Genomic DNA, 11693 nt, shown 5'->3' with positions numbered 1-11693 from the left:
CCCGCCGGCTCATCTGGCTGTCGACCGCATTATCGCGCCGGCTGGGGGGCGCGACGGAGTTCTCCCGGATCTTCCGGTACCTGCAGCAGCCGCAGCACGTCGGTGCTGCGCATCGCCGGGTTGATGCCCGCGAGCACGGCGACGAGATCACCGGCGCGGACGTGGCCGAGCTCGGTGGCGGCCTGCACCGCGTCGGCCACGCGCGATTCGTAGGCGACCTCGCTGGCCAGGCAGACGGGCTCGACCCCCCAGCTCAGCGTCAGCTGGCGCACCGTCCGGGGGTCCGCGCTGAAGCCGAGCACCGGGACGCGTGGCCGGAACCGGGTCATGGAGCGGACCGTGAAGCCGCTGCCGGACACGCAGATGAGTGCCGCCAGATCGACCTCCTCCACGACCCGGGAGGCCGCCGTTGTCATGGCGTCGGTGACCGACAGTGACCGCTGGTCGGGGTTGATCATGTGCAGTTGCGTGATGTGCTGGGCCCAGCCGGTGTGGTCGAAGCGCAGGTCCGCCTCCTGCGCGACCCGCGCCATCGTGGTGACGACCCCGACCGGGTCGACGCCGATGGCCGTCTCCGCGGAGAGCATGACAGCGCTGGATCCGTCGAAGACGGCGTTCGCCACGTCGGAAGCCTCCGCGCGGGTCGGCACCGGCGACTCGATCATGGACTCCAGCATCTGCGTGGCGGTGATGGCGGGGCGACCGCCGGCGATGCAGCGTCGGATGATGTCCTTCTGCAGGTGGGGCAGATACTCGATCGGGAACTCGATGCCCAGGTCGCCGCGAGCCACCATGACGGCGTCGGCGGCGTTGATGATGGCGTCGATGTTCTCAACGGCGGGTCGCGTCTCGATCTTGGCGATCAACAGCGGTCCGGCCGGCGGTGGCGCGGTTCCGAGGGCATGCAGGTCATCGGGACCTCGCACGAACGACATGCCGATGAAGTCCACGCCGGCCTCGACGAGTGCCTCGGCGTAGCGGAGATCCCGATCGGTCGGCGTGGCGAGGCTGAGCCGATCGGCCGGGATGTAGAACCCCGGCCGGCCGCGCAGCAACCCGCCGTGGAGCACCTGACCGCGCAGCTCGGCCTCGCCGGCTGACTGGATCGCGATGAGGATCTGACCGTCCGCCAGACCGACGAGGTCCCCGACCTGCACGTCGTCGAGCAGGCGCTCGTAGTCCACCTCGAGTACCCGGCTGTCGCTGCCCGTGCGTCCCGACCGGAGGATCACCTCGGCGTCCTGCTCGAACATGGCACCGCCCCGGGGAAGTGGTGCGACGCGGATCTTCGGGCCGGGCAGATCGGCCAGGATGCCGAGTTCGCGCCCTTCTGACCGAGCCACTCGGCGGATGCGTTCGTAGAGCTCGAGTGCGGCCTCGAGCGACCCGTGGGAGAGGTTGAGGCGGGCCACGTCCATGCCGGCGCCCATGAGTCGCGCCAGCACTCTGGGACTCTCCGAGGCGGGCCCGATGGAGGCGACGATCTTCGTGCGCCGCCGGTCGCCGATCATCGCGGCGGTCTCAAAACCCGGCGGATGTCGGGGTCGTGCACACACCGGTGCGCACACAAGCGACCTCGACCTCTCATCTCCTCAGCAGGCTACCGGCCTCGCTAACCTCCGCGCCATCTCCGAGGCGGCGCCATACCTGCGACATGACGGGCCTCTGGCCTTCGCGCACCGAGGCGGCGGTCACGAGGCGCCGGAGAACACCCTCGCCGCATTCGAACGGGCGGTGAGCCTGGGGTTCCGGTACCTCGAGACCGACGCCCGGCTCACCGCCGACGGCGTCATGGTGGCCTTCCACGATCCCATCCTCGACCGCCTGACCGACCGCGGCGGCCGGATCTCCGAGCTCGACTGGGCGGAGGTCTCCACCGCCCGGGTCCACGGCAGCGAACCGGTGCCGCGCCTGGCTGACGTTCTGGGCGCCTGGGAATCGGTTCGCTTCAACATCGACCCGAAGTGCGACGAGGTCGTGGAACCCTTGGCCCGGTTGGTGCGTGACCTGGGAATGGTCGAGCGAGTCTGCTTCGGTTCGTTCAAGGCCCGCCGCACCGCGCGCCTGGGCAGGATCCTGGGCCCAGCGGTCTGCCGGAGTCTGGGGCCGCTCGGCGTGGCGCGGCTGTGGCTGGACTCGCGCGGCGTCCCCGTCCCGGCTCTGGCGGGCGCCGCCGGCTGCGTGCAGGTGCCGGCCCACATCGAGGGGCGGAGGCTGGTGGACCGCAAGTTCGTGGAGGCAGCGCATCGCCGCGGGCTGCAGGTCCACGTGTGGACCGTGGACGATCCCGACCACATGCATCAGCTGCTGGATCTGGGGGTGGACGGCCTGATGACCGACAGACCGAGCGTCCTGAGGCGGGTCCTGCAGGCACGCGACGCCTGGTGAGGTCACCTCAGGAGCCTCGCGCCCGGGTGAGGACGGCGAGTCTGCCACCACGCGCTGGACGCCTGTTGAGCGACGCCTGTTGAGCACTTCGTTGACAACTGTCTGCAACCCTGTTGACAGCGTGGGTCGAACTGGGGATTTCTCGCGAAATTCTGGGGATTTCCCCCGATTCGGGCATTTCGCGATTGCACGCCCGCGGGCTCCTTGCCAAACTCACACTCAACCGAATCACCTGCCTTGCTCGTTGCCGCGAGGAGGCGAGCCCGCAGGAAACGCAGCGAACCGGGAAACCGGTGCGAAGCGGCTCCGGCGGAGGCGGGCGGAGGGTTCGGCCAGGATCGGCTCCGCTGGGACCTGGAAACAGGAACCGATAGCGGGTCCGCCGGCCGCAAGGCAGGCGGGTCTGCTCCGAACCGAACCGGAACCGCCGGAGGCTGCGGCCATCGGTAGAGACCGGGACGGGTCGGAGGAGGCGGGCCACCTCTGCGGGGTGGCTCGGCCGCTGGAGACGATTCGAACGGAGGCCCCGAGAAGCCGACCGGCGCAAGCCGGAAAGCTACTCGGGGCCTCGCTATTTCATCGGGGCCTCGCTATTTCAGTTGCCTCGGATTAGAGCGTCAGCGGATAGGCGGACAGGCGGCCATCACCGACTGAGAGTCCGATCCGCGAACTCTCGTCATTCCGGCGAAGGCCGGAATCCAGGCTCCGGCGACACGGTTCGCGCCGCTGTAGTCGACTGCAAAGCGCCTGGTCTGAGCCTATCCGCTAATGGCTTAGGTGCCCTCGGAAGCCGGCCGGCGCAAGCCGACGAGTCGCTGGGGGCCTCGCCGTTTCAGGTGGCCTCGCAGGCCCGCCAGCAGTACCAGGCCGCCACGGACCGGTACGGCCGGAACCGCTCGCCGAACTCTTCGAGAACCGCCGGAGCAGGCACTTCGGGCAGGTCGAACGCCAGGGCACAACCCTTGCGCACCCCCAGATCGCCCGTGGGCCAGACGTCGAGCCGGTGCAGCGTGAACAGCAGGAACATGTCGGCCGTCCACGGGCCGACGCCCCTGACCCGGGTGAGCCGTGCTGCAACGGCGTCGTCCGCGAGGCGTCCGAGGCTCTCGAGCGCCAGATCGCCGGACAGATCGCGTTCGGCGAGATCCATCAGGGAGGCCGTCTTGGCCGCCGAGAGACCGGCGGCCCGCAGCGCCTCGGGTCCGGCCTCGAGGATGCCGCGAGCGCTGCAGGCGCCGTCGAGGACGGTGAGCACGCGCGCCCAGATGGCGCCCGCCGCCGCGCCTGCCAACTGCTGGTAGACGATCGACCGGGCCAGCGAGCCGAACCGGGCGTCACGCCGCGGCCGCCGCCCCAGCCGGCACGGGCCGTGCAGGGCCATCAGGCGCGCCATCTCGGGGCTGCGGCGGGCTATTTCCTCGCTGGCCTCCCGCAGGCCGACGCGCGGCACGGTCGGATGCTACGACACCGCTCGCCAAGCCCCGCCGCGGTTCCGGCGGAGACCGGAGTCCAGCGCCCGGCGGGCGGATCCGAGCCCGTTCCTCAGTCCTCGCCGGCCGCCGTCCCCCCACATCGGCGGCGGGATCACCCACAGCCTCGCGGTGGTCCGGACGCCGCCTGTCGGCGGATCCGCGCCGGGCGAACAGGACCCCCAGGCCGCACAGCGCCGACAGGACCGCCGCGGCCGACATGCTGAGGGCGAATGCCCGGCTGAACGCCCCCGCCACCTCGGCGGCGACTGCCTCCACCCGGCCGGCCGGCAGCTCCCCCGCAGCCGCCAACCCGGCCGCCGTCTCCAGTGCGGCGCCCGGCGAGTCGGCGGCCGCACCCGCCAGCGCCTCGTGCAGACCGGCCACGTCGACGCTGCGGCGATAGACAACCGCCGAGAGCGTGCCCAGAGTGGCGATGCCGAGTGCCGCCCCGATCTCCCGGGTGGCGTCGTTGACGGCCGAGCCCACCCCCGCTTTGGCGAGCGGCGTGGCGGCCATGATGTCGTTGGTCGCCGGAACCGTCGTCAGGCTGAGCCCCACGCCCGCCAGGGCGATCGGCGCCACCAGGAAGCCGTAGCTCGTGGTCGGACCGACCAGTGACAGCAGACCGAAGCAGACGGTGAGGGTGGCGAAGCCGGCGGCCATGACCCGCCTGGCGCCGAAGCGGCTGACCAGCCTCGGCGTGAGCGGGGCTGTGAGCATGCCGCTGGCCGCCTCGGGCAGGGTCGTCAGCCCGGCCTGCAGCGGGCTGTAGCCCAGGGCGAACTGCACATACAGGATCAGCAGGAACCAGAAGCCGATGAGCACCAGGAACGACATCGTGTTGACGCCTGCCCCCACCGTGAAGCGGGGCTCGGAGAACAGCGAGAGCGGCAGCATCGGCTGCGCGCTGCGCCGTTCCCACGCCACGAACGCCGCCCCGGTGACCAGCGCTGTCACCAGCCCGGAGACCACCAGCGGGGAGGTCCAGCCCCGTTCGGGCCCCTCGATGAGCCCGAACAGCAGCGCACTCAGCGCCACCAGCGAGGTCAGCGCCCCGAGGGGATCCAGCCGGGCGGCCTCCGGGTCGCTCGACTTGGGCACCCAGAGCGCGGCGGCCACGAGGACCGCGGCGCCGATGGGAACGTTGTAGAGGAACGCCATCTCCCAACCGCCGGGGGGGATGAACCACCAGCCGGTCATCAGCAGGCCGGTCAGGAGCGGGCCGAGCGCGCCGCCGGCGCTGGCGACGCCCGCCCAGACAGCGATCGCCTTGGGCCGCTCCCGCGGCGAGAAGACGTTCGTCGTGATGGACAGCGTGGCCGGCATGATGAAGGCGGCGCCGAGTCCCATGAGCGCCCGTGAGACCAGCAGCACGGCCGCGTTCGTCGCCATGCCGCCCAGCAAGGCGGCGCCTGTGAAGATCACCAGGCCCAACTCGAGCGCGCCCTTGCGCCCGTAACGGTCACCGAGGGCGCCCGCGGTCAGCAGCAGCCCGCCGAAAGCGAGCGTGTAGGCGTTGTTGATCCACTGCAGGACGGCCAGGCTCACGCCGAGATCGCGCTGCAGGCTGGCGAGGGCCACGTTGACCCCGGCGATCGACATGATCACGAGCGCCAGGCCGAGGCTCACCACCGCCAGCAGCCACCAGCGGCGCCGGTGGACCTCGGGTTGCCGGTAGAGCTCCATTGCGGGTGTGCCCGGCGGCGCGGCTCGGCGCGGCCCGGTCAGCGCAGCGGTTGATCGGTGGGCGTCACCGGCGCGGGCAGGAAGGTCCGACCCTCCAGCCAGTGGTCGACGGCGGCGGCACAGGAGCGGCCCTCGGCGATGGCCCACACGATAAGGCTCTGACCTCGCCCCATGTCTCCGCAGACGAAGGTTCCGTCGACGCTGGTCATCCAGTGGTCGTTGCGGGCCACGTTGCCACGCGCGTCGAAGGTCACACCGAGATCCTCCAGCAGGCGGGAGCGTTCGGGTCCGGTGAAACCCAGCGCCAGCAGGACGAGCTGGGCCGGATGGTTCTCCTCGGTGCCGGGGACGGGTTCGAAGCTCATGGCGCCGTTGTCGGACTTCTGGTCGACGCGCACCGTGCGCAGCGCCGCCACCCGCCCGTCGCCGTCGCCCACGAACTCCTGGGTACCGATGGCGTAGCGCCGCTCACCGCCCTCCTCGTGCGCCGCGGAGGTGCGCATCATCAGCGGCCAGGTGGGCCAGGGCGTGCTGGCGGCGCGCTCGTCGGGCGGGCGGGGCATGATCTCGAACTGCTGCACCGAGGCGCAGCGCTGGCGGTGCACCGTGCCGAGACAGTCCGCTCCCGTGTCTCCCCCACCCACGATGATCACGTCCTTGCCGGTGGCCGGGAAGGGGTGGTTCAGGAGGTCGCCCTCGACGACCCGGTTGGCGGGAGGCAGGAACTCCATCGCCTGGTGGATGCCCTGCAGCTCACGGCCCGGGATGGGCAGATCCCGCCAAGCGGTGGCGCCGCCCGCCAGGACGACCGCGTCGAACTGCTCGCGCAACGCGCCGGCGGAGATGTCGACTCCCGCCTCGGTACCGGTCACGAAGCGTGTGCCCTCGGCTGACATCTGGTCCAGGCGCCGGTCCAGGAAGCGCTTCTCCATCTTGAACTCGGGGATCCCGTAGCGCAGCAGCCCGCCGAGTCGGTCGTCGCGCTCGAAGCACACCACCTCGTGGCCGGCGCGCGTCAGTTGCTGGGCCGCGGCCAGCCCGGCCGGGCCCGAACCCACCACGGCCACGCTGTGACCGGTGTGCTCGGCGGCCGGGATGGGGCGCACCCATCCCTCCTCCCAGGCCCGGTCGATGATCTCCACCTCGACCTGCTTGATGGTGACGGGATCCTCGTTGATTCCCAGCACGCACGCCGCCTCGCAGGGCGCCGGGCAGAGCCGTCCGGTGAACTCGGGAAAGTTGTTGGTGGCATGCAGCCGTTCGATGGCATCCCGCCAGTGGTCCCGGTAGACGAGATCGTTCCAGTCGGGGATGAGGTTGCCGAGCGGGCAGCCGCTGTTGCAGAACGGGATCCCGCAGTCCATGCAGCGCGAGGCCTGCGTGCGCACCGCCTCGAGGCCGAAGGGCTTGTACACCTCGCGCCAGTCCCGCAGCCGAACCGGCACGGGACGCCGCTCGGGCACGGCGCGGCCGTGGCGCATGAAGCCGGTGCGGTCACCCACGTCCGGCCTCCGTCGACATCCTCAGTCGTGCGCCGCGGCCATGACGGCCGACTGGGCGTCGCTGCCGGTCCGTGCGGCGCGCTCGGTGGCTTCCAGCACCCGCTTGTAGTCCTTCGGCATGACCTTCACGAACATCTCCAGGTGGTGGTCCCCCTCGGCCAGCAGCCGCCCGGCGAGTTCCGACTCGGTCTCGTCGTGGTGCAGGCGCAGACGCTCGGTGAGCCAGGCGCGGTCCTCCTCGCCCATCGGGTCGAGGTCCACCATCTCCCGGTTCACACGGAGCGGGAAGGTGCCGTCGGGATCGTAGACGTAGGCGATTCCCCCGGACATGCCGGCACCGAAATTGCGACCGGTGGGGCCCAGGATGACCGCCCGACCGCCGGTCATGTACTCGCAGCCGTGATCGCCGACCCCCTCGGCCACGGCGATCGCGCCCGAGTTGCGCACGCAGAACCGCTCCCCCACCACGCCGCGCAGGAACACCTCGCCGCCGGTGGCGCCGTAGAGGATCACGTTGCCGGCCAGCACGTTCTCGGAGGCCACGAAGCGCGCCGCGCGGTGCGGCCGGGCGACGATGCATCCCCCGGAGAGGCCCTTGCCGAGGTAGTCGTTGGCGTCGCCGAAGAGCCGCAATGTCACGCCCCGGGGGACGAAAGCGCCGAAACTGTTGCCCGCCGAGCCCTCGAAGCGCACGTCGATGGTGCCGTCGGGAAGGCCGTCGGGGCCCCAGCGACGGGTGATCTCGTAGCCCAGCATGGTGCCGACGGTGCGGTTCACGTTGCTGATCGGCAGATCGATGCGCACCGGCTCACGCTCGGTCAGCGCCGGGGCGGCGAGCCGGATCAGCTCGTTGTCCAGCGCCCGGTCCAGGCCGTGGTCCTGCTCGTTCACGCAGTACCGGTGGCTGCCCGGCGCCACCGCGGGCATGTGGAACATGGGGCTCAGATCCAGCCCTTCGGCCTTCCAGTGGTTGACCGCGCCGGTCACGTCCAGCAGGTCGGCCCGGCCCACCGCTTCGGTCAGCTTCCGGAAGCCCAGCTGCGCCAGAGTCCGCCGGACCTCTTCGGCCACGAACTCCATGAAGTTGACGACGAACTCGGCCCGCCCGGCGAACTTCTCGCGCAGGTCGGGGTTCTGGGTCGCGATCCCTACCGGGCAGGTGTCCAGGTGGCAGACGCGCATCATCACGCAGCCCATGACCACCAGCGGCGCCGTGGCGAAGCCGTACTCCTCGGCGCCCAGCAGCGCGGCGATGATCACGTCGCGACCGGTCTTCAGCTGCCCGTCCACCTGCACCACGATGCGGTCCCGCAGGTCGTTGAGCAGCAGGGTCTGCTGCGTCTCGGCGAGGCCCAACTCCCAGGGCGTGCCGGCGTGCTTGATGGAGGTCAGCGGCGAGGCGCCGGTCCCTCCGTCGTGGCCGGAGATCAGGACCACGTCGGCGTGTGCCTTCGACACGCCCGCGGCCACCGTGCCGACCCCCAACTCCGAGACGAGTTTCACGTGGATGCGGGCCCGGGGGTTGGCGTTCTTGAGGTCGTGGATGAGCTGTGCCAGATCCTCGATCGAGTAGATGTCGTGGTGCGGCGGCGGTGAGATGAGCCCGACCCCCGGCGTGGAGTGGCGCACCTGCGCGATCCAGGGCCACACCTTGTGTCCCGGCAGCTGGCCGCCCTCACCGGGCTTGGCGCCCTGGGCCATCTTGATCTGGATGTCGTCGGCCTCGACGAGGTACTGGCTGGTGACGCCGAAGCGGCCCGATGCCGCCTGCTTGACGGCGCTGCGGCGGTAGTCGCCGTTGGGGTCGCGCACGTAGCGGCGCGGGTCCTCCCCGCCCTCGCCGGTGTTCGACTTGCCCCCGATGCGGTTCATGGCGATGGCCAGGGTCTCGTGCGCCTCGGCGGAGATGGAGCCGTAGGACATGGCGCCGGTGGCGAACCGCTTCACGATCTCGCTGACCGGCTCCACCTCCCCCAGGGGGACCGGCTCTCGGTCCTCGGTGCGCAGCCGGAACAGGCCCCGCAGGGTTCCCAGGTTCTGGGACTGCTCGTCGACGGCCTGCGAGTACGTCCGGAAGATGTCGAAGCGACCCTGTTGCGTGGCGTGCTGCAGCTTGAAGACCGTCTCGGGGTTGAAGAGGTGGTACTCCCCCTCGCGCCGCCACTGGTACTCGCCGCCGAGCTCGAGGTCGCGGTGCGCCCGCTCGACCTCGTTGGGGGCGTAGGCCAGGCGATGGCGCAACTCCACCTCCCGGGCCAGGTGCGAGTAGCCGATGCCGCCGAGCCGGCTGATCGTGCCACCGAAGCAGTCCATGACGAGCCGGTGACCCAGACCCACCGCCTCGAAGATCTGCGCCCCGACGTAGGACCGCACCGTGGAGATGCCCATCTTCGAGAGGACCTTCAGGATCCCCTTGTCGCAGGCCTTGATGTAGTTGCGGTGCGCTTCGGCCACGTCGCTGTCGGGGCTCAGGCCGTGGGCGCCCTGCGCGATGAGGTCGGCGACGGACTCCAGCGCCAGATACGGGTTGACGGCCGTCGCCCCGTACCCCAGGAGCAGGCACATGTGATGCACCTCGCGGGCATCGCCGGACTCGGAGATCAGCCCCACCTGGGTGCGCTTGCGCTCGCGCACGAGATGCTGGTGGACGGCTCCGACCGCCAGCAGTGACGGCACCGGCGCCAGAGTCTCGTCGCTGAAGCGATCCGACAGCACGACCAGGTTCGCGCCGCCGGCGATGGCCTCGCTGACCTCGGCGCGGATCCGGTCCAGAGCGCTGCGCAACCCCGGACCGCCTTCGGAGACGGGATACAGGCAATCGATCACGGCGGTGCGGAAGGCCGGGTTCACGTGATCGATGTCGACCAGGCGGGCCAGTTGCTCGTTGGTCAGCACGGGGTGGTCGATGAGGATCTGCCGGCAGGACTCCGGCCGGGGGTCCAACAGGTTGCCCTCCGGTCCCAGCCAGCCGTAGACCGAGGTGATTATCTCCTCCCGGATAGCGTCCAGAGGCGGGTTGGTCACCTGGGCGAACAGCTGCTGGAAGTAGTCGAACAGCAGCCGCGAGCGCTTCGACAGCACGGCGACCGGGGTGTCGGTGCCCATGGACCCGAGCGCCTCCTTGCCGTCCCGGGCCATCGGGGCGACAAGGATCCGGAGCTCCTCGTGGGTGTAGCCGAAGGTCAACTGGTGCCGCCGCAGCAGAGGCTCGGCGGCGCTGCGACCCGCGGAGACCGCCGGCAGGTCCGCCAGGCGGATCTGGTTCTCCTCCAGCCATGTGCCGTAGGGGCGGGCGGTGGCGAGGTCGTGCTTGATCTCGTGGTCGCGCACGATGCGGCCCTGGCTCGTGTCCACCAGGAACATCCGCCCCGGTTGCAGCCGGCCCTTCTCGATGACGCGGTCCGGCGCCACGTCCAGCACGCCGACCTCCGAGGCCATGACCACGAGGTCCTCGTCGGTCACCCAGTACCGGCTCGGGCGCAGGCCGTTGCGGTCCAGGACCGCCCCGATGACGGTGCCGTCGGTGAAGGCAATCGAGGCCGGACCGTCCCACGGCTCCATGCGCGAGGCGTTGTAGCGGTAGAACGCCTTCAACTCCGGCGCCATGGACTCGTGGTTCTCCCATGGTTCGGGAATCATCATGAGCACCGCCTCCGGCAGCGAGTAGCCGCCGAGGCAGAGCATCTCCAGGCACTCGTCGAAGCGTGCCGTGTCGCTGGCGCCGGGGGTGCAGATCGGGAAGATGCTCTCGAGGGCGCCGGGCGGGAAGTGCTCCGAGGCCAGGAGCGCCTCGCGGGCGCGCATCCAGTTCTGATTGCCCTGGACGGTGTTGATCTCACCGTTGTGCACGATCATCCGGTAGGGGTGGGCCAGGGGCCAGGAGGGGAAGGTGTTGGTGGAGAAACGGCTGTGCACCATGGCCAGCGCGCTACCGAGCCGCTCGTCCAGCAGGTCGGGGTAGAACTGGCTCAACTGCGGAACGACGAGCATCCCCTTGTAGACGAAGGTGCGCGCCGAAAGGCTCGGGAAGTAGACCCCCTCGTGCGCCAGGCTCATCGACCCGAGCATCTCGCCGCTGGTCCGGGTGGTGTCGGGGTCCATCTCGTGGCGGATCCGGCGCCGGCAGATGTATGCCTTGCGGTCCAGGTCGATGCCCGCGGCGCCGTCGCCGGCAATGAAGAGTTGGCGGAAGCGGGGCATGGTGCGCCGCGCGCCGGTGCCGAGCATGCTCGGATCGGTCGGGACCTCTCGCCAACCCAGGACCTGCAGGCCCTCGTCGCGGACGATCCGCTCCACGACCGCGCAGGCCTCGGTGGCTCGCGCCCGGTCATTCGGCAGGAAGGCGATCCCGGTGGCGTAGCCGCCGGGGGCGGGCAGTTCGAAGTCCACGACGGCCCTGAAGAAGGCGTCGGGCACCTGGACCAGGATCCCCGCGCCGTCGCCGCTGTTGACCTCGGCGCCGAGGGCGCCGCGATGCTCGAGGTTCCCCAGCGAGCGCAGAGCCAGTTCCACGATGCGGTGGCTCCCCCGGCCCTGCAGGTCCACCACGAAACCCACCCCGCACGAGTCGTGCTCGAACGCGGGGCTGTAGAGGCCCTGAGGCGGCGGCAGATCGGTCGTGATGGGCATCGTGTCTCGTCTCGTA

6 protein-coding genes are annotated in these 11693 nt (G+C 70.5%); 1 reads left to right on the top strand and 5 read right to left on the bottom strand.

What is annotated here, in order from left to right; all coding sequences use genetic code 11:
* Positions 1 to 29: 29 nt before the first annotated feature.
* Entirely contained in the window at positions 30 to 1511 is a 1482-nt protein-coding gene (gene pyk / locus OXG55_11670; protein ID MCY4103895.1) for a pyruvate kinase, read from the bottom strand.
* On the opposite strand from pyk, the gene OXG55_11665 reads away from it, so the two are divergent.
* Positions 1471 to 2388, top strand: a complete 918-nt coding sequence (locus OXG55_11665; protein ID MCY4103894.1) for a glycerophosphodiester phosphodiesterase — start codon at positions 1471 to 1473, stop codon at positions 2386 to 2388. The genes pyk and OXG55_11665 overlap by 41 nt on opposite strands.
* A gap of 832 nt (positions 2389 to 3220) precedes the next feature.
* Here the strand turns inward: OXG55_11665 and OXG55_11660 are convergent.
* Genes OXG55_11660 through gltB form a run of 4 tightly spaced genes read right to left on the bottom strand, consistent with a single transcriptional unit; the run spans position 3221 to position 11659 of the window.
* Positions 3221 to 3769 carry a DNA-3-methyladenine glycosylase 2 family protein gene (locus OXG55_11660; protein ID MCY4103893.1) on the bottom strand — a complete coding sequence of 183 codons (549 nt, stop codon included), beginning with the start codon at positions 3767 to 3769 and terminating at the stop codon, positions 3221 to 3223.
* The gene (locus OXG55_11655) at positions 3723 to 5546 is read right to left on the bottom strand and encodes an MFS transporter (GenBank protein MCY4103892.1); all 1824 of its coding nucleotides are present in this window, start codon (positions 5544 to 5546) and stop codon (positions 3723 to 3725) included. The genes OXG55_11660 and OXG55_11655 overlap by 47 nt, the downstream gene beginning before the upstream one ends.
* A gap of 38 nt (positions 5547 to 5584) precedes the next feature.
* Positions 5585 to 7048 (bottom strand): glutamate synthase subunit beta, encoded by a 1464-nt coding sequence (locus tag OXG55_11650; GenBank protein MCY4103891.1) that lies wholly within the window; start codon positions 7046 to 7048, stop codon positions 5585 to 5587.
* A 21-nt stretch (positions 7049 to 7069) separates the two neighbouring features.
* Entirely contained in the window at positions 7070 to 11659 is a 4590-nt protein-coding gene (gltB, locus tag OXG55_11645) for a glutamate synthase large subunit (GenBank protein MCY4103890.1), read from the bottom strand.
* Positions 11660 to 11693 lie beyond the last annotated feature (34 nt).

It is taken from the genome of bacterium, from assembly GCA_026708055.1.
Classification (GTDB): Bacteria; Actinomycetota; Acidimicrobiia; order Acidimicrobiales; family CATQHL01; genus VXNF01.
Note: the sequence above shows the minus strand (reverse complement) of the source record. Positions and strands in the feature narration are given on the sequence as shown.

Bases quoted from the DNA above. Each gene is read 5' to 3' on its own strand.
- OXG55_11655 (MCY4103892.1), bottom strand. From the start codon at position 5,546: ATGGAGCTCTACCGGCAACCCGAGGTCCACCGGCGCCGCTGGTGGCTG.
- OXG55_11660 (MCY4103893.1), bottom strand. From the start codon at position 3,769: ATGGCCCTGCACGGCCCGTGCCGGCTGGGGCGGCGGCCGCGGCGTGAC.
- pyk (MCY4103895.1), bottom strand. From the start codon at position 1,511: ATGATCGGCGACCGGCGGCGCACGAAGATCGTCGCCTCCATCGGGCCC.
- OXG55_11665 (MCY4103894.1), top strand. From the start codon at position 1,471: ATGGAGGCGACGATCTTCGTGCGCCGCCGGTCGCCGATCATCGCGGCG.